The 18,197-nt window shown below is 51.8% G+C and carries 14 protein-coding genes; 10 read left to right on the top strand and 4 right to left on the bottom strand.

Annotated elements, in window-relative coordinates:
* Positions 1–328: 328 nt before the first annotated feature.
* From hpsA to JJD41_RS23330, 5 genes are all read left to right on the top strand, one after another.
* Positions 329–4,750, top strand: a complete 4,422-nt coding sequence (gene hpsA, locus JJD41_RS23350; RefSeq protein WP_200670067.1) for a hormogonium polysaccharide biosynthesis protein HpsA — start codon at positions 329–331, stop codon at positions 4,748–4,750.
* 19 nt (positions 4,751–4,769) lie between these two features.
* Positions 4,770–5,423: a type II secretion system protein gene (locus JJD41_RS23345; protein ID WP_200670065.1), complete on the top strand. Its 654-nt coding sequence runs from the start codon at positions 4,770–4,772 to the stop codon at positions 5,421–5,423.
* Between the two features lie 153 nt (positions 5,424–5,576).
* Complete coding sequence (locus tag JJD41_RS23340; protein ID WP_234489082.1) at positions 5,577–6,539, top strand: hypothetical protein; 963 nt, start codon at positions 5,577–5,579, stop codon at positions 6,537–6,539.
* A 63-nt stretch (positions 6,540–6,602) separates the two neighbouring features.
* Positions 6,603–7,178 carry a pilus assembly FimT family protein gene (locus tag JJD41_RS23335; protein ID WP_200670061.1) on the top strand — a complete coding sequence of 192 codons (576 nt, stop codon included), beginning with the start codon at positions 6,603–6,605 and terminating at the stop codon, positions 7,176–7,178.
* Between the two features lie 141 nt (positions 7,179–7,319).
* Positions 7,320–7,874, top strand: a complete 555-nt coding sequence (locus tag JJD41_RS23330; protein WP_200670059.1) for a GspH/FimT family pseudopilin — start codon at positions 7,320–7,322, stop codon at positions 7,872–7,874.
* A 43-nt stretch (positions 7,875–7,917) separates the two neighbouring features.
* Here the strand turns inward: JJD41_RS23330 and glgB are convergent, their stop codons facing one another.
* The 3 genes from glgB to JJD41_RS23315 all read right to left on the bottom strand — a co-directional run bounded on the left by glgB (position 7,918) and on the right by JJD41_RS23315 (position 11,485).
* Complete coding sequence (gene glgB / locus JJD41_RS23325) at positions 7,918–10,242, bottom strand: 1,4-alpha-glucan branching enzyme (protein ID WP_200670057.1); 2,325 nt, start codon at positions 10,240–10,242, stop codon at positions 7,918–7,920.
* Positions 10,243–10,546: 304 nt separating this feature from the next.
* Complete coding sequence (locus tag JJD41_RS23320; protein WP_200670047.1) at positions 10,547–10,933, bottom strand: hypothetical protein; 387 nt, start codon at positions 10,931–10,933, stop codon at positions 10,547–10,549.
* A gap of 216 nt (positions 10,934–11,149) precedes the next feature.
* Positions 11,150–11,485, bottom strand: coding sequence for a hypothetical protein (locus JJD41_RS23315; RefSeq protein ID WP_200670045.1), 336 nt, complete (start codon positions 11,483–11,485; stop codon positions 11,150–11,152).
* 257 nt (positions 11,486–11,742) lie between these two features.
* Between JJD41_RS23315 and JJD41_RS23310 the strand changes: the two genes are divergently transcribed.
* The 5 genes from JJD41_RS23310 (at position 11,743) to JJD41_RS23290 (ending at position 17,536) form a co-directional block, all read left to right on the top strand.
* A complete protein-coding gene (locus JJD41_RS23310; protein ID WP_200670043.1) occupies positions 11,743–11,967 on the top strand; it encodes a hypothetical protein in 225 nt (74 codons plus the stop codon).
* A gap of 169 nt (positions 11,968–12,136) precedes the next feature.
* The gene (locus JJD41_RS23305; RefSeq protein WP_200670041.1) at positions 12,137–12,604 is read left to right on the top strand and encodes a hypothetical protein; all 468 of its coding nucleotides are present in this window, start codon (positions 12,137–12,139) and stop codon (positions 12,602–12,604) included.
* 80 nt (positions 12,605–12,684) lie between these two features.
* Complete coding sequence (locus JJD41_RS23300) at positions 12,685–14,676, top strand: peptidoglycan D,D-transpeptidase FtsI family protein (protein ID WP_200670293.1); 1,992 nt, start codon at positions 12,685–12,687, stop codon at positions 14,674–14,676.
* A 285-nt stretch (positions 14,677–14,961) separates the two neighbouring features.
* Positions 14,962–16,548 carry a glucose-6-phosphate isomerase gene (locus tag JJD41_RS23295; RefSeq protein WP_200670291.1) on the top strand — a complete coding sequence of 529 codons (1,587 nt, stop codon included), beginning with the start codon at positions 14,962–14,964 and terminating at the stop codon, positions 16,546–16,548.
* A gap of 217 nt (positions 16,549–16,765) precedes the next feature.
* Positions 16,766–17,536 carry a response regulator transcription factor gene (locus JJD41_RS23290; RefSeq protein ID WP_200670039.1) on the top strand — a complete coding sequence of 257 codons (771 nt, stop codon included), beginning with the start codon at positions 16,766–16,768 and terminating at the stop codon, positions 17,534–17,536.
* Between the two features lie 33 nt (positions 17,537–17,569).
* On the opposite strand, the gene JJD41_RS23285 is transcribed toward JJD41_RS23290, so the two are convergent.
* Positions 17,570–18,073 carry a low molecular weight protein-tyrosine-phosphatase gene (locus JJD41_RS23285; protein WP_200670037.1) on the bottom strand — a complete coding sequence of 168 codons (504 nt, stop codon included), beginning with the start codon at positions 18,071–18,073 and terminating at the stop codon, positions 17,570–17,572.
* Positions 18,074–18,197: the final 124 nt, after the last annotated feature.

Below are 18,197 nucleotides of genomic sequence, written 5' to 3'. Positions count from 1 at the left end.
GACTAGCCGTTTGCTAGCCTCCTCTTTTTTATTCTTTTTGATGTTATCGCAGCTTTTATCGATCCTTCAGTTTTCACCAATTTTTGAGAAAGCAACGATCGCTCCCGTCGCGACTCCCGACTCCCCCCTCCCAACTCCCCGCTCCCGAAATTTCCACCAGCAATTGATAACTTTTCGAGCCAACCTGGGTATGCTTGAACTTAGATATTACGCTAGTTCTACTGGTTTGTCCGGAAATGTACCGATTGTCAAGTGCCGGACAAATAAGTTAACACGGAAACGAAAGTCTATCTTATCCATCCGTCAGATCGCCACCTAGGGAGCAGCTATGCCTCAGCAACGCAAAATCCAAAAGGCTCTAAATCGGCTCGTCCAGTCGATGACCCGTTGCGTCCAACAGGCCACTAGCCGAGAAGCCTACCAACTGATGCGCGCCGCCTTACTCAGCAAGCGGCAGTCGCAATCTGGCTTTGTCTTGCCTACCACCACTTTGCTCATTGTGGTCATGCTTTTGGTAGCGGGGGCGCTGATTTTCCGATCTTACCAGCGATCGACCGACGTGATTGGTGACTATCAGCAACAGAGTGTCCAAAATGCCGCGACTCCGGCGATCGAACGCGCAAAAGCGAAGCTAGAGTTATTATTTAGCGATCTTGGACCCCAAGAGCTAGCTGAAAATAATATAGAAGGAAAATTAGCCGATCCCGATATTTATGACTTTACCGATGAAACACGCATTACCATACCCGATGTAGTGGGTGATGCAATTCCCAATCTAGCATGGACTTATCAAACAGATACGGATGGAAATGACACCCCAGATACAACCACCGTCTACTCTATTGTTTTAAGAAGTACGATTGGTGAAGAAGGGAGTCAGAAGACTATCGATCCAGAATTACCCAATGCCGACCTGATCACCAAAGATAAAGACAAAGCCAATTATCTGTTAGTTCGCAATGGGCCTATTATCGAACAGCGTGACTCTAGCGACAATCAAATTTGTAGAGTTACGGTCGATCCGGATTCTACAGGGGTTTTAGGTTGGTTTCCAATTGGAACCGCATTATTTAGGAAAAACTTTCAAGTTTATGCACTGACTGTCCCGAATTCCGTGCTTCAGGGAACGGGCGGGAACTTTTCACTCTCCACACTTCAATATCAGCAAGATAGAACCTTTGAAGGGTTAAACAAGTGGGGAGCATGGTTCCGGACGGACTTAGAAGTCACCCCTGGACCTGCATTTAATTGGAATGGGGCAATCCATACTGAAGGAAACTTATTCGCAGCACCAGAAAATTCCTTCAGATCCTATTTGATCAGTGATGAAGAGTCTTGTTTTTATAAGCCCGAACTCAACTCCGAGTTAAGTGCATGGGGTCATTTGGTCTATGGGTCAATTGCTAATACTAGCGCAAGTACGGTAAAAATTGACACCTATGACGAGCATAACAACCCGCCTCAACTGAACGGCAATACCGATTCCTTTAACGATGGAGCCGATCTAATTGATATTACCCTCGACCCAACAGAAGTTTTAACAAGAAATGCCTCCATTCCTAGAGGTGCAGATCTGGATAATATCGAGGATATCAATGGGTTAGAAGACGATCCGTGGGATGGTAGTCAGGGGTGGGCTAACGGCCCGATCTCTACACGAGTCAATCGCGGGCAAAGCCAAGCCCCACCCTATGTGGACGATACTTATCGGGCGGATAATATTTACGGTCCGAAACCTGGATATCAACCTCCAGAAATCGATCAAGCAACAGGTCTCTACCAAGTCAACCCAGTTTGTCCCGTGGGTGAGGATATTGTAGATGGCGGAAACTGCGACGTCAGCAGTCTTGACGATCTGACAAAAAATGAACCTTCCAATCCCTCTATCGATCCAAATGATTATGGTTTGGATGGGTATTGGGAACGTCGTGCAACTGGACAAGGCTTGCGAATCATTGTCGGTCAGCGTCTGGAACTCGGTAATCCATTTGGGTGGGTCAGAGATGCAGATAGAAACGGTACTTATCTGAACAACCCCAATGATAAGAATTATGGCGAAGATCCCCTCAATCCCCAAGATTTAGGTTTTACAACGCCGACTCAAAAAGGATCTCATGAGTTTCGGCAACAGAAAACCTTACGAGACAATTTGGCTGCCGTGCAAGCAACCGCCGTTTATCACCATAGTCAAGCGAATGGTTTAACCCCGGTGGCTTGTGTGGCAACGACCGTTCACCCCGGAACTGTTGAAACGCTTAAAAACAGTGCAACGTTTCGAGAGTTAGCAATTAATGGGGATAATACCTTAATCACTGATTTCTTTTACGGCCACGGAACCAATGGCTGGGAATTCAACGTCCCCGATCCTGAAAATGCAGAATTGAGAAAAGCGTTGGCGAATTTAGCCAATTTTGCAGGAGATCCTGACGGTGCTTTTCCACCCAAACAAGAGGCTGGGATAGTTCATCCCAATCCTTTACTGACGATGTGGGGCAATTTTTCTAACTTACTGCGCGCTAATGGCAGTTTAGCTGACAACACGACTCGGCAAACCGCCGCTTGTACGTTAGGGATGCTGGCTTACAATCTCAACTATCTCCAGCAATATGATTATACCAACAGTGGTAGTCAAAGCCAATTAACCGCTCTCGATGCTGACCTGCAAGCACTCTCAGATGGCGGCGATGGCAATGGTGAAATCCGACTGGATGGCAGTGAGATCAAAATCTTTGATAGCAATGGCTCTGAAATTGCACAGATGCCGACGAATCAGATTTTACCCCCCGATGCCTATATTGCAGCGCTACCAGAAGAACGGCAAAGTTTGGCGCGCTTGCTGCACTTGAAAGAGCAGGTGAAACGCGATCGCAAGTATGGTTTTGAACAATCGCCAATCGCCGGAAGCAACGCTAAGTATACTTATAACGTTCAGTTTGCTGATTTTGACTATGCTGGTAAAAGCTATGCAGTAAACGATCCTATAGAAATTGGGTGTGACTTCAGCGACAGTACGGGGAATGATTACTTTGGTTTTGGAGAGCCACAAGATGCTGATGACGAACAGAAATTTATTCGCCTCACCAAACTAATCTGTTCCCCAGATCCAAAATTTCCTGCTTTGTATTACATTTTCCCCGCAGACAATCACCCACATGATGGAACGGGTGGGGTGGAACAGCCCGAGGATGAACCTTATATCGATGAACTAAATGTTACCTATAGCTATCAAGCACTGAGTGAAAACGATATCGAAGCCATTGCCAATCTCTCCAAACCGAAAGCCAAGGCAGACTGGGCATTACCGCAAACTACCCCGGACAGCTCTACCTTCAATGCAACTGCTGCTCCCAATAATAGCCGACAAGAGTTAGTCAAATATGTAGATAGCGGCGGTGATGAGCAGGATATTCGGGTCGCGATTAAGGATTCAGCTCTTTTCAATCCCCGCGAACAAATGAACGTGCGGGTCTTGAATTTAGACCTTGACTTACTGAGAAGTAATAGTGCGGCGGGTGCTGAAAGTTGGTTGTCGGAGAGTGGCATTGTTTATGCTTTCCGGGAAGATGCACTACGTGAAGACGGAATTGCCCGACCTTCGGGGCCTCAAATGAATGCGTTTACGCCAAGCGATCCCAACTTAATCAATGGCATTAGTCCAAAACCTGTAGACTACTACGCCGATCCCGATCGCCGTCCCCATGCGTTCCGCCTCAAAAATGGCGCAGATATCAGTCGCGAAGAAACGATTCGAGGCATGACATTTGTTTCCGACCAACCCGTCTACAGTCAAGGAAACTTCAATTTACATGGCAATGACAATGCAATTGAAGAGTTTACCACCGCACTGAATGACGATTTTGGTAACTTCTACAATCGCAATAATCTCAATCCTAATTTTGCCAACCCCGACAACGATACCTGGCGTCCTGTAGAAGTCTTGGCTGATGCCATTACCATTCTTTCTGGAAATTTCTGTGATGGCAGTCTTGAAGATGGATTTGTAAATGAAAATGTTGGCAACCCCAATATCAATACTGCCAATGAATATGGCTGTCCTAACGGGATTCGCTATACCTCTTACATCAACCAAAACCGTCCTAAAAATAATAATGATGTGAATTGGGCCAGGGAAAATCCGTTCGATGGGGGCAGTCCGGTTCTCATTTCCCATAATGCGGAGCCTATGGTCGCTACAGGCAACGCGGGCGTTCCTCCCACTTCGTACAATGGGAGTTACTACCGATTCAATGCTTTACCTTGGAATGACGGACGCAAGCAGATTCCAGCACCCGATAAAACCTGGGTCAATATGGTCATGGTGAACGGTGTCGTTCCCCTACGGCAAGGTCAAAGTAATGGGGGTTTGCATAACTTCCCGCGATTGATTGAAGCCTGGAATGGCAAAAATCTCTACATTCGTGGATCGTTTATTCAGTTAAACTTCAGCACTTATGCAACTGGGCCTTACGAACACGATGCTTGGGAACCGGGAACCCCAGCCAAAACCGGAAAAACAAGTAACTATACTAGTAATAATGGCGAACAAGAGAATATTTTCTACTACTGGGCACCCAACCGACTCTGGGGTTACGATGTAGGACTTCAGTATATGCCGCCCGGTCCGGCATCGAGTCGGATGAGCGAGCTGAGTAACGAACGTAATGAGTTCTACCGCGAGCCAAAAGCGGACGATCCTTATATTTGCAAGCTGCGCGCGGCACTCTCTGACGACTTAGCCTGTAGTGAGTAATCGATGGAGGTCGGTATCAATGCGACGATCTAAGCCAACTAAATTTTCAGAGCAAGGATTGACCCTGGTCGAATCCCTGGCAGCTATTGTCATTTTTGGTATTGCCATTACTGCGATTACACCTCCGTTGATGTTAGCAATGGCGGCGAGGGTGAAAGCGTATCGGGTCGAGCAAGCGATGCAATTAGCAGAGGGAGAAATCGATCGCGTCCGCTTGGTTGTAGACCGTGATTTTACTGAAGCTGACTATCTCAGCACAATTCCCCCCTCTGCTGATAGTGAGGAACCGAAAGATGTGGCCGTTCCTACAGGATCTGTATCTTGTTCGGATACGGATCCACCGTCTTTGATTAGCAAAGCACCTCCGGATGCCGAAACAGCGTGCAACATTGATATCGATGGCGATGAAAAGATTGATTTTGTAGTTCAGACCTTCCGGACTAACGATTATTCGCCGGATGGTGGGGATCCTCTTGCGTTTCGCATGGGCGTTCGGGTCTATACCAAAGCATCTCTCGACTCGGGTCAAACACTTCAAACGGAACCGATCTCATTGGCTTTTTCGGCTATTACGACTAGTGGACCTTCACCACTCGCCGTCATGTATGCCCCGATTGTTAGAAGTGACATTCCTAATGCAGCCGAAGCCTATAACGAGATCCTGAAAGAGTAAGAATAAAGATTTTTATGAAAATTGCTCTGATGCTCTGATGCTCTAATGCTCTGATGATATTGCAGTCCCTAAAGATTGCTCGATGTTCTCGCCTTTATGTGTTTGGCATTTGGTGGGAATAGTACTGAACTGTTAGACGATTTTTTAAAAGCAATGACTAGCAAAGCTGCTCGATTTATCCTTAAGAAATATCTGGCTCATTCCCGCCAGAGTCAGACGGCTGGGATTACCCTGCTAGAGTTGTTAATGGCGATCTCCATTACTTCAATCATACTCTACTCCATGCTCTCTTTAGTTGTTAGCTTACTCAATACTGAGAAAAAAGAAACAGCTAAAACGCAAGTTCAGCAAGAAATGTCCGCCGCAATGGACTACATTGCTTCCGAACTGAAAGAAGCGGTTTACATTTATAATGGAAATTGTATTTCCGGAGCCGATCCTAGTTGTGTGGGCTTAGCCAATGCAGGGGTTCAAATTCCGGCGGAAGTCACCCCTACATTAGCATTTTGGAAGCTCAAAGCGATAGAAATGCCAGGCGATGGTGAAGGACCTTTCGATCCATCTAGCTGTACTACAGATGATTGCCGTAACCTGCTAACCACTCTCAATACTTATACCTTAGTGGTTTACGGTGTAGAAGAAAACAACGCCGATATTTGGGAAGGTCCGGCACAGATCAGACGGTTTGAATTGCCGCAGTATCCAAGCATAGAAGATGCTGTTGATGGGACCCCCTCATTTGATGAGGATCCGAGAACCACAGCCTTTGTGGGGTGGAACCCGAGTTCTATTAATACGGATAATACATTTCAAGTCCTCGTCGATTTTGTCGATCGCAATCGCAAATTAGAGAATCAACAACCTTGTCCGGGGAACTATGTCGCTTCACCCTCTAGCGGTGCAAATGCTCAAGAACCGGGGAATTGGAATTTTTATGCCTGTGTCCAACCTTCAGGAAATGGTGTGATGCAAGATGCGATCGTCTTTTTGCGCGGCAATGCTGCTGAGAAAGCCGGACAAGATACCAATTCAGTCAATCCAGTTTATTTGCCGAGCATCCAGAGACGAGTTCAAGCGCGCAGTGTCTTTAACTACGATCCGAGTAGTCGTAATTGAGTCGGGTGAGTAATTCGATCGCGAGTTATATTCGTACAAGTTATATTGATATCAATTACTATTATGCAACTCTCTAGTAATAACTTCCCCAACTTAAAACACCAGCAATATTTTCGACTGGGAACCCCACGCCAGTCGGAGTCAGCTCCCGGATTTACTTTGCTCGAACTGCTGGTCGTCACGATTATGCTGGCAATTCTCGCCGCTATGGGAATTCCGAGTTGGCTGGCGCTGGCGAATAACACGCGGCTGAAAAAGGCGATCGTTCCGGCAGAAGCTGCGATTAAAGAAGCACAAGGCAAAGCCAAACAACGCAAAGAAACTTGGGAAGCTAAGTTTAGAGAAGACAACGGCCAAATTCAATGGTCGGTTCACTCCTATATGGGAGAGGCAGGGGGCAACGAAAATTGGCAAACCATCGATGTGGATGGCGTTCAGTTCGATCTCGACAATTCAGATCTCGACGATGATTTGGCCATTCAGTTTGATAATAGAGGAACGGTTGTCAATACAGCAGATGTCGAGGGCAAAATCACACTCGCCATGAACTCTAACACGAGTAAAAAGCGCTGCGTAAAAGTGACGACGATTTTAGGTTCTACTCGTATCCTTCAGAATAATGAATGTCTGACACCTTAACTGATAGAACGGATTCGATCGCCGTACGCAGTCATATAAAGAAATATAAATAAATCTTAAACTCCTACTTGTCTCACACCTCATTTGGCGTTAAGCTAGTGGCGTGAGATTTTTTAAATTTTAATGTAGGGGTGCATCCTCATGAACCTTGTCGCTCGATTTCAGCGATCGCGCGGGCGATCGCACCTCGATGGCTTTACTCTGTTAGAAGTTTTACTCGTTACCATCAGCTTAGGTATTTTAGCGGCGATCGCCCTACCGAGTTGGCTATCCCTGGTCGAAAATACCCGGCTCAATAACGCACAAAACGAGATTTATATGGCCATGCGCCAAGCGCAACGCAAAGCAAAACAGAGAAAAAGCACGTACCAAGTTAGTTTTCGACAAAATGACACGATTGCTCAGTGGGTCATCCACAAAAAAGATACAGTTCCCCCAGAATCCACCTGGAATAACTTAGATCCGACCATTCAAATCGACGCCGACGAAACCACCCTCTACCAAAATAATACAACCGGGGATTGGCGAGTGCAGTTCAACCACAAAGGGCATACCAACGGACAACTCGGGCGCATTACCGTTTCCCCGATTAAAAATGGAGGCAAAAAACGCTGTGTTTTTGCCTCCACTTTATTAGGAGCCTTACGCAAAGCGCGGGAAAACCCCAAGCCTAAAAATGGCCGCTATTGTTATTGACACGATCCCAAAATTCAACCGAGTTACCGCGATCGCGCTTCTCCTATAAGTCCTCTCTCTTCGCCGACGGTAACGACTTGGGGGCGGCTTCCGTCTTCTCCTTATCCAACTTGAACACCAACACCGCCAACGGGGGCAAGCAGAGATCTAACGAATAGGGACGACCGTGGAACCACCATTCATCGGCCCATTTACCGCCGAGGTTGCCCATATTGCTGCCGCCATACTTACCGGAATCGCTGTTAAACAACTCCGTATAAAAACCGTGAACGGGAACGCCGACACGATAGTGACTGTGGGGTTGCGGGGTGAAATTACAGACCACCACGACGAACTCGTCGGATAACTTATCCCGACGCAGGAACGAAACGACGCTGTGGCGGTTGTCGGAACAGTCAATCCACTCAAATCCCGGCTCTTCAAAGTCCTGGGTGTATAACGACGGCTCAGTCTTGTAAAGCTGGTTGAGATCCCCCATGAACTGCTTGAGCTGGGCGTGGGGTTCGTATTGCAACAATTGCCATTCTAAGTCTGCCCAGACGTTCCACTCGCTCCACTGGGCGAATTCCATGCTCATAAACAAGGTTTTCTTGCCGGGATGGGCGAACATGTAGGTAAACAAGCAGCGCACGTTGGCGAACTTCTGCCAGCGATCGCCCGGCATTTTGCCGATGATATTGCTCTTGCCGTGAACCACTTCATCGTGAGACAGAGCTAGCATGAAATTCTCACTATGGTGATACCACATGCTAAACGTAATATTATTTTGATGGAACTGGCGGAACCACGGATCCATGCTGAAATAATCGAGCATGTCGTGCATCCACCCCATATTCCACTTGAGGTTAAAGCCCAAACCGCCCACGTAAGTCGGCCAAGACACCATCGGCCACGAGGTCGATTCTTCGGCAATGGAAAGTACCCCCGGGAAGTAAGAGAATAACAGGTGATTCACTTGCCGCAGAAAATCTGCCGCTTCGATATTCTCCCGTCCGCCGTAATCGTTGGTCACCCACTCGCCTTCCTTGCGGCAGTAGTCCAAATACAACATCGAGGCGACCGCATCCACGCGCATCCCGTCGATATGATATTTGTCGAACCAAAATAGGGCATTCGCCACTAAGAAATTACGAACTTCGTGGCGGTTGTAGTTAAAGACCAACGTTCCCCATTCTTTATGCTCGCCTTTACGGGGGTCGGAATGCTCGTAAAGGTGGGTGCCGTCAAAAAAGGCGAGTCCGTGTCCGTCTTTGGGGAAATGTCCGGGTACCCAGTCCACGATTACGCCGATGCCGTTTTGGTGGCACTGGTCTACAAAGTACATGAAGTCTTCCGGGGTGCCGAAACGGGAGGTGGGGGCGTAGTATCCGGTGACTTGATACCCCCAGGAGCCGTCAAACGGGTGTTCGGCGATCGGCAATAATTCGATATGGGTAAAACCCAAGTCTTTGACGTAGGGGATTAATTTTTCGGCGAGTTCCCGGTAGGTGAGGAAACGCGCCTCGGATTTGAGTTCGGAAACGACGACGACGGGTTCGGTTTCACCGTTCGGCAATTGAGCGGGTTCGGAGGCGGCGGCGTGCAGCCAGGAGCCTAAATGACATTCGTAGACAGAAATCGGCTGGCTGAGGGCTTCGGTGTTGCGTCGCCGTTCCATCCACTGCTCATCGTTCCAGGTGTAATCGTCGAGGTTGGTGACGATGGAGGCCGTTTTGGGGCGGACTTCGGACTGGAAGCCGTAGGGGTCACTTTTTTCGTAGATGTGACCGTCTTGGTTTTTGACTTCGTATTTGTAGTGTTCGCCGACGTCTAAATCGGGGATAAATAATTCCCAAACGCCATTACCGCGCTTGGCCATTTGGTGTTTGCGACCGTCCCAGTAGTTGAAATCGCCGAGGATGGAGACGTTGCGGGCGTTGGGCGCCCAGACGGCGAAGTAGACCCCTTTGACGCCGTTGACCTCCATGAAGTGGGCGCCGAGTTTTTCGTAGATGCGGTGGTGGTTGCCTTCTGCAAACAGGTGAATGTCAAAATCCGTTAACTTGGGGGAACGAAAGGCGTAGGGATCGTAAATCACCCGCTCGCGATCGCCTTCTTCGATCCGAAACTGGTAGTTAGCCAGTTCTTTAGTTTCGATGATGCATTCAAAGAAATTAGGATGATGTACCGACTGCATCGGGATTTCTTTGCGTTCTTGCGGAACGAGAGCCCAAACCGCTTTGGCAGTCGGTTGGTAGGTTCTGACGACCCATTTAGTGCTATTGCCATTTTCCCCGTCTAGGGGATGTGCGCCGAGAATTTCAAACGGATCCTGATGCTGGTTGGCAACAATGCGTTCTACTTGCTCTGGGGCGATGCTTGCTGTCATGAAATTACCTACCTAATTTATGCGGCTGTTGAAGATCTTTAAAGTACAACTCTCGTTATGTTGTTTTTCTCATCCCCATTGTAGGGCTTGACCCTTCTCGAAGGGTGGGAAATCGACAAGCCTGGGGGGTCTGTGGATCCCGATGTTCATCCCTGGGAATAGAATGCGGGATTTTATAAAAATACACCACAAGTATTAAGTATTGTAAATAGCTAAAAAGGCGATCGCCCTCTCGATGGATTCGCGGGTGGGGGTTGCCCGATGCTTGGGTAATAGTGGGGAGTGGGCGGAGTCTGGAGGGATTTTAGAAGGGAAAAATCGATCGCAGGATCTCGCGCACGGGCAATTGTTCGACAATGGGTTCGGGAGCGATCGCGTCCGGCGGTTCGGCTCTGGTCGTTCGGGGGCGTTCTCGACCAAATCTGGCAGTTTGCACGGGGTTTTCCACGGTAGCATACTCGCTCGGCGTCAGGGGTCGCCCGTCTACGGGCGATCGCGCTTCGGTGATAATTTCCGTGCGTAAAATTTCTTCGGGTAAGTCTTCCGGAGGGGGCAAAGCGCTAGCCGGATCGGCGATCGCGGCGATCGAAACAGCCGAGGCGATCGCCCTCGCCATCGCTCTGAAAACCCGGTTTTTTGACCCGTGGAGCTGTTCCATCCCTTGCCATGCCTCAAACGCGACCGAGGACAACCAACCGCACCTCAACCCCGGTCAGTGCGCTTGCGCCCCTGTGCCATTGTAACCGCTCCACTCGGGGCGATCGCCCCCGAAAAGCAACCCCCCAGAGGGGAAACCTCGGAGGCTTCCTCTACCGGGGGAAAGTCAAAGAAAACGGACAATTGTGAGAGGGAGAAAGAGATCGAGCTAGACGATCTCCTTACCCTCTCCGATAGGACGGTCTCGCTTTTACTGAGCGCCTTCAGCCGGGGGTTCGGCAGCGTCCGGAGTCCCTTCAGCCGGAGTTTCCATCGCTTCAGATGCCCCCTCAGCCGGAGTTTCCATCGCTCCCGGAGTGGCTTCGGTCGCCGGAGTTTCAGTCTCTCCCGGAGCCGTCTCAGCCGGAGCGCCAGTCTCTCCCGGAGCCGTCTCAGCCGGAGCGCCAGTCTCTGCGGGAGTGGTTTCCGTCGGAACGGCAGTCTCTGCCGGAGGAGAGTCCGTACCCGTGTCCGTAGGGGTGCTGCAAGCCGATAACACGGTGGCTAAAGTCAACACCGCAGCCAAACTCAAGAATTTCTTCGTCATTTTCCCTCGCTTCTACTAAATTAGGTCTAAGTTGTCAACGTGCTGAATGAATAGAATAAAGCATTCATCCAAAAATTTCACGCTATCTTAATCCGACTTAGGTTGTATGACAACCCTAACCGGGAAAAATTGACTCAAATAGTTGCTATAAGCCAAACTAGGCATTAAAATTCTTTTCCCCAAAAATAAGCGGGATAGGCAGTTGGCAGAGTGAAACAACAGGGGGGAACAAAAAAGCCTTCCAGCCGATCGAGCGAATGACCTGCAAACCCTACGAACCCTCAACTCGGGTTGACCTGTTTAAACTCCGTCGGCGCTCCTGTAGGGGAGCGGACGGGTCGAGTAGATCGGTGACCGAGGGGCGGCGATTCTGCTTTGCAGATGCTTCGCGATCGCCATTGAAGGCTTTGTCAACAGGCACGGCGAGCAAGTCCGTGGCGCGCGGCGCTGGGGCGATCGCCACGAAACCGCCGAAGGGCTAGGGATTGCCACCCCATACCGAGATCCCGGTAGCCCGGTGTTAGGATGGATGCGAGCGCTTTTTACTGACAATTTAGCCAATAAAAATCGCTTTATATTTTCTTGGGAATTGAGGCGCGATCGCCCCCGGCAATTCCCTATAAGTTGACCTATTTACGATTGGTAAGCATTATGACTGTTGCCCTAAGATCTCCTCATTCTCCTGAGAAAGTTCGCCCTCGCCAGGATATCCCTCGCCGTGGAAATAAAGTCACCTCTCTGGCGAAGCACCAGCGAACGCCCACCTGGTTGAAAACCCTCTTCCAAGTGCATTCCCTTTGTTCGGTGACGACCTTTGTTTTAGCTTTCGTCGCCTTAACCCTTTACGGAAATACCGTTTATTCTCAGCAGCAGTGGGGTCAACAATACCGACAACTGGAAAAATTAAGACATCAAGAACGGCAACTGATGGCCGCTCGCGAAGCGCTCAAAAATCAAATAGCGCGACAAGCAGAAGATCCCTCAAGCGGCTTAGTCCCGCCGAGCGCCGAATTAACCCTAGTTCTCGAACCCACCCCGAAACGGGACGCCCTCGCGCCGCAACCGACCCAAGCGGACGCGCAACGCGAACAGACCTCCTCGAAACCCGTCGGCTACTGAGAGGAGCTTGTTTTATACTTTTGGGGACTGCTGTTGAGTTCCGGATTTTCCAGTTCACGCCGTTTCATCTCGATCGCGCAATGGCATCTCGCATTCCCGACCATCCCACTCGCTTCAAACGTGCTTCACGGGAGCGCTCCGCTCGTGCCTCCCGACGACGAGACCCGCGATCGCCGCGACGCCGCCAACGAGTGCAAGTACGACGGGCGATCGCCTCCAAGCCAGCGAAGCGTAACGGCTTGAGCCATTTCCTCCGCACGGCGATCGCCGCCCTGGCCGTGTCCCCCTCGACCCCCAGCCGAGCTCCTGTCCCGTCGTCCCGCCACCGGAGGGGGCGCCCGCCCCTGGGTCCTTCCGCCATCTGGGATCGCCCCAGAGTTCGCTTATCCCTCGTATGGGGCCTGTTGCTCCTGAGCAGTGTCGGACTGCTCGCCAACTTATATCGCCTCCAAGTTATTTCCGGCGGCAACTTGCGCCAACAAGCTCGACAGCAGCAAAATATTACCCTCAAACCCTTCGTTCCCCGACGCCCGATCGTCGATCGCGCCGGGAACGTCCTCGCCATCGATCGCCCGGTCTACAAACTCTACGCCCACCCCAAACTCTTTACCGAATCCGCCGAAACCATCGCCCGATCCCTCTCCCCGATTCTCGAACGCCCCTTTGCCGAAATTTGGGAACTCCTCGATCGCGGAGAAAGCGGTCTGGTCGTCGCCACCTCAATTAGCGAAGACGCCGCCGACCGGATCCGCCAACTCTACCTCGACGGACTCGAACTCGAAGAACGACAACAGCGCTTGTATCCTTACGACCAACTCGCCGCCGATATCGTCGGCTACGTCAACGACGAACGCACGGGTCAAGCCGGGATCGAATACAGCCGACAAGAATCCCTCGTCCCGGCGCCGCCGCTCGTCGAGAGCGATCGCAGCCTCGGCGGCGCCTTGATCCCCGATCCGGTACCGGGAGACTTCTACCGTTTTGACGACTTGCGCCTCCAATTGACCGTAGACCTGCGATTGCAACGGGCCGCTCACCAGGCGTTGGCCGCTCAAATGAAGCAGTGGGAAGCCAAACGGGGAACCGTCATCGTCATGGATGCCCGCGACGGCTCCATTCTCGCCCTCGCCAACCAACCGACCTACAACCCCAATCAGTTTTACGAATTCGACCTGGAACTGTTTAAAAATTGGGCTCTGACCGACCTTTACGAACCCGGCTCGACCTTCAAACCGATCGCCGTCGCCATCGCCCTCCAAGCTGGAGCGATCGCACCGGACAGCACCTTTTACGACGAAGGGCGGATCTACGTCGATAGCTGGCCGATTTCTAACTACGATTATTCCTACGCCGGAGCGCGCGGAACCGTCAACGTGCGCGAGATCCTACGTCATTCCAGCAATGTCGGCATGGTTCGCGTCGTCGAACAAATGGAATTGCGCGTCTTCTACAGTTGGCTCCAACGTCTGGGAATTGGCGATGTCACTCATGCGGATTTGCCCTTTGAAGTCGCCAGCCAACTGCGATCGCGTCAGGAATTTGTCGCCTCCCCGGTTCACGCCGCTACCGCCTCCTTCGGTCAGGGATTTTCCCTGACGCCGTTGCAATTGACCCAAATTCACGGGGCGCTGGCCAATGGCGGACGCTTGGTGACGCCTCACGTCGTCAAAGGATTGTATAATGCCGACGGTCGGCTCTATTGGCAACCGCAACGACCCCGCAGCCGCCAGGTCTTTTCCCCGGAAACGACCCGTGCGGTGGTCAGCATGATGGAAGATGTGGTCGCCGAGGGAACGGGGAAAAATGCTCAAATTTCCGGTTATCGCATTGCTGGGAAAACCGGAACCTCCCAGAAAGCCACGGCGACGGGAGGCTATTCCGATTACGCCAAAATTGCGAGCTTTGTGGGGATCGTCCCCGCCGACAATCCCCGTTACGTCGTTTTGGCCGCGATTGACGAACCCAAAGGCGGCAGTGGGGGCTTGACAGCCGCTCCCGTGGTCAAGTCCACGATCGAAGCCCTGATTCAGGTGGAAGGTATCCCGCCGAGTGAGGCGATCGCCCCAGAATAGGGATCGCTACGCCCGCGATCGAAACAGGTGTAGACCGAGTGGATCGAATGTGCGATGCGGCGATCGCCGCCACCCCGGCCAGGATCCCAGCGACTCCAGCCAGAGCGACCCGAGTAACGATTCCAGCGAAAACAGACGGCGTTCCCGGAAAACCTGTGAGTGAAGAGTCCATTTCCGCGCGATCGCCCCAGTGAAGCCCTCGATCCCCTCAGTGATAACCCTTGGGGGGTTAAAATTTGGGTACCCTTAATCTCTGTAGGGAATTGTTTTGAGACGTATTTATTTATGGATGCTGCTGCACACTGGCAACGCTATCAGGACTGGCTATATTACCACGAAGGTTTAGAATTTTACCTCGATATCAGTCGCATGGGCTTTGACGATGCCTTCGTCAGCCAAATGCAACCGAAATTCGAGAAAGCCTTCGCCGACATGGAAGCCCTAGAAAACGGGGCGATCGCCAATCCCGACGAAAACCGGATGGTCGGTCACTACTGGCTTCGCAACCCCGAGATCGCGCCTCGGGACGAACTCAAGCAAGAAATCCTCGAAAATATAGAGCGGATCGAAAACTTCGCTCGCAAAATTCACGGCGGGGAAATTCATCCCCCAAAAGCCTCCAAATTTACCGACGTTCTCTCGATTGGCATTGGCGGGTCTGCCCTCGGGCCGCAATTCGTCTCGGAAGCCCTCTCGCCGGACTTCCCGCCGATGAACCTGCACTTCATCGACAATACCGATCCGGCGGGGATCGATTCTCTCCTCGCTCGGATTCGAGACCGCCTCTCGACCACCTTGGTCTTAGTCATTTCCAAATCCGGCGGCACCCCAGATACCCGCAACGGGGCGATCGAAGTTCAAAAAGCATTCGAGGCGAACGGACTCGACTTTTCCGGTCACGCCGTCGCCATTACGGGTCACGAGAGCGCCTTAGAAAAACAAGCCCTATCGGAAGGCTGGGTCGCCACGTTCCCGATGCACGATTGGGTCGGCGGACGAACCTCGGCAATGTCTGCCGTCGGCTTAGTTCCCGCCGCCTTACAAGGGATCGACATCCACGCTTTGCTCGCCGGGGCGAAAGCCATGGACGAAGCCACCCGTCGGTGGGCGTTAAAAGAGAATCCCGCCGCCTTGCTGGCGCTCTCGTGGCACTACGCCGGAAATGGGCGCGGCGAGAAAGATATGGTGATTTTGCCGTATAAAGACAGTCTGCTGCTGTTCAGTCGCTACCTCCAGCAATTGGTGATGGAGTCGTTGGGGAAAGAAAAAGACCTCGACGGCAATACGGTTTATCAAGGCATTGCCGTTTATGGGAATAAGGGATCTACGGACCAACACGCTTACGTGCAGCAATTGCGCGAAGGGGTGCCGAATTTCTTCGCAACCTTTATTGAGGTGTTGGAAGAGCGCCGGGGAGCGTCGCCGGAAGTCGAGCCGGGAGTAACCACGGGAGATTATTTATTTGGGTTTCTCTACGGAACCCGAGAAGCGCTTTACGAGAACCAGCGCGATTCGATTACGCTGACGGTTCCCCAGGTCGATGCGCGGACCGTGGGCGCGTTAATTGCGCTCTACGATCGCGCCGTCGGCTTCTATGCCAGTTTGGTGAATATCAACGCCTATCACCAACCGGGGGTGGAAGCAGGGAAAAAGGCGGCGGCGCAAGTGTTACAGTTGCAAAAACAAGTGGTGGAGATTCTCCAAAAAAGCGGACAACCCCTGTCATTAGAGGAGTTGGCGGTTCGTGCGGGGGTCGGCGATCGCGTGGAGATGATTTATAAGATCGTGCGCCATCTCGATGCCAACGGACGGGCAGTGAAAATAGAAGGGAATCCGAGAACCCCTTCGAGTTTGCACATTTCCGCCCGTTGACCGCTTGCTTGGTTTCCCTCGCCAGACGCTGCGATTTGGCGGGGGGTCGCTCCCGGGGTTCGGGAGAAGACGGAGCGCAAGATCGCGCGATCGCGTTGGGAAGGGAGTGTAGTTCGCTAATCTAGAGAGTATAGATGCTACGATCCCGCCTCAACGTTACTCTTCGATCGGAGGGGAGGGGGGATCTGCATTACACTGGGACGCTCTCCGTGAAATCATGCTCTTGACAATTTTAGTAGTCGATGACGATCCGGGTACTCGCCTGGCGATCGGCGAATATTTGGAAATGTCTGGCTATATGGCGATCGCGGCTGCCAACGGTCGGGAAGCGTTGACGATGGTGGAGCGACATCAACCGCATTTGATGGTGACGGATATCGTGATGCCCCAGATGGACGGTTACGAGTTAGTGCGGCAAATTCGCAAAAAGCCTGCATTTCGCTTGTTGCCCGTGATTTTTCTGACGGCGCGCACCAATACCCGAGAGCGGATCTTGGGCTATCAACTCGGCTGCGACGTTTATTTAGCCAAACCGTTTGAATTGGAAGAACTCGGGGCGGTGATTCGCAATCTGTTGGAGCGAGCTTCCTCGATCGCCCAAGCCACCTGGAGAGCGCAAGAGACATTGAGTTCTCCCGTGATCGAGGCGGAGTGGCGCTTTGCTTACAAACCCAGTCCCGAGACCGGGGGAGCGGCGGCGTATTTGTCCCCAGAAGGGGATCCGCCCTCGGACGGGCGGCGATCGCGTGCCTCGGCGGCGAGCTGGAAAGATCGAGACGGCGACGGCGAGGCTGAAATTGTGTTGAGCGATCGCGAACGGCAGGTGTTGAGTTTGCTGACCGAGGGGCTGTCAAACGCTCAAATCGGCGATCGCCTCCACCTCAGTCCGCGCACGATCGAAAAATACGTCAGCAGCTTGTTAAGAAAAACGGCGACCAAAAATCGGGCGCAGTTGGTGGGGGTGGCGATCGAACGGGCCTTGCTGTGAGCGGGGGTTCTCGGTGGGTCGTCCCGCCCCGGATTAGTGCGATCGTGGCGTCGTCGAGGGATCGAGCCTTTCCCTCGCGATTTCCTCTAGCAAGCCTTCACAGGCATCGAGCAGCAAGTCGATAACGCGATTGAAGCCCTCGGGACCGCCGTAGTAGGGATCCGGGACTTCTTTGAGGGAGTGATGGCGGCAAAAGTCGCACATCATCCGGACTTTATGGTGGTATTCGCCCTTGCGATCTAAGGCGAGGATATCGGCGTAGTTGTCCCGATCCATTGCTAAGATCAGGTCAAATTTTTCAAAATCGGCGGGTTCGAACCGACGAGCCCGACCGCTAAAGGTCATTCCCCGGGCTTTTGCCGCTTCGACCATGCGACGGTCCGGGGGACTGCCACTGTGGTAGCTGATGGTTCCGGCAGAGTCGCAGGTAATTTGACCGTCGAGGTTCTGCTGTTGCAGTAAGTAGTTAGTGATATTTTCGGCTGCGGGAGAGCGACAGATATTTCCCAGGCAGACGAACAGGAGTTTGTAGGGCATGGGTACGATCGGGATGGTCGCAGGGAAAGCGGGGCGATCGCCGCCAGAGGGCTGCGCGATCGACAAAAACGACCCCGGATAGCCGAACCGAGGTTTCGACCTCGAAGGGGTCGAAATCGGTTGG

The sequence above is a fragment of the Oxynema mangrovii CENA135 genome (assembly GCF_016632315.1).
In the GTDB taxonomy this organism is placed as follows: Bacteria; Cyanobacteriota; Cyanobacteriia; order Cyanobacteriales; family Laspinemataceae; genus Oxynema; species Oxynema aestuarii.
This window is presented reverse-complemented; position numbering and strand designations above follow the sequence as displayed.

What these genes read in the sequence shown, in the direction of transcription:
- hpsA (WP_200670067.1), top strand. Translation starts at nt 329, where the DNA reads ATGCCTCAGCAACGCAAAATCCAAAAGGCTCTAAATCGGCTCGTCCAG.
- JJD41_RS23345 (WP_200670065.1), top strand. Translation starts at nt 4,770, where the DNA reads ATGCGACGATCTAAGCCAACTAAATTTTCAGAGCAAGGATTGACCCTG.
- JJD41_RS23340 (WP_234489082.1), top strand. Translation starts at nt 5,577, where the DNA reads ATGACTAGCAAAGCTGCTCGATTTATCCTTAAGAAATATCTGGCTCAT.
- JJD41_RS23335 (WP_200670061.1), top strand. Translation starts at nt 6,603, where the DNA reads ATGCAACTCTCTAGTAATAACTTCCCCAACTTAAAACACCAGCAATAT.
- JJD41_RS23330 (WP_200670059.1), top strand. Translation starts at nt 7,320, where the DNA reads ATGAACCTTGTCGCTCGATTTCAGCGATCGCGCGGGCGATCGCACCTC.
- glgB (WP_200670057.1), bottom strand. Translation starts at nt 10,242, where the DNA reads ATGACAGCAAGCATCGCCCCAGAGCAAGTAGAACGCATTGTTGCCAAC.
- JJD41_RS23315 (WP_200670045.1), bottom strand. Translation starts at nt 11,485, where the DNA reads ATGACGAAGAAATTCTTGAGTTTGGCTGCGGTGTTGACTTTAGCCACC.
- JJD41_RS23310 (WP_200670043.1), top strand. Translation starts at nt 11,743, where the DNA reads ATGACCTGCAAACCCTACGAACCCTCAACTCGGGTTGACCTGTTTAAA.
- JJD41_RS23305 (WP_200670041.1), top strand. Translation starts at nt 12,137, where the DNA reads ATGACTGTTGCCCTAAGATCTCCTCATTCTCCTGAGAAAGTTCGCCCT.
- JJD41_RS23300 (WP_200670293.1), top strand. Translation starts at nt 12,685, where the DNA reads ATGGCATCTCGCATTCCCGACCATCCCACTCGCTTCAAACGTGCTTCA.
- JJD41_RS23295 (WP_200670291.1), top strand. Translation starts at nt 14,962, where the DNA reads ATGGATGCTGCTGCACACTGGCAACGCTATCAGGACTGGCTATATTAC.
- JJD41_RS23290 (WP_200670039.1), top strand. Translation starts at nt 16,766, where the DNA reads ATGCTCTTGACAATTTTAGTAGTCGATGACGATCCGGGTACTCGCCTG.
- JJD41_RS23285 (WP_200670037.1), bottom strand. Translation starts at nt 18,073, where the DNA reads ATGCCCTACAAACTCCTGTTCGTCTGCCTGGGAAATATCTGTCGCTCT.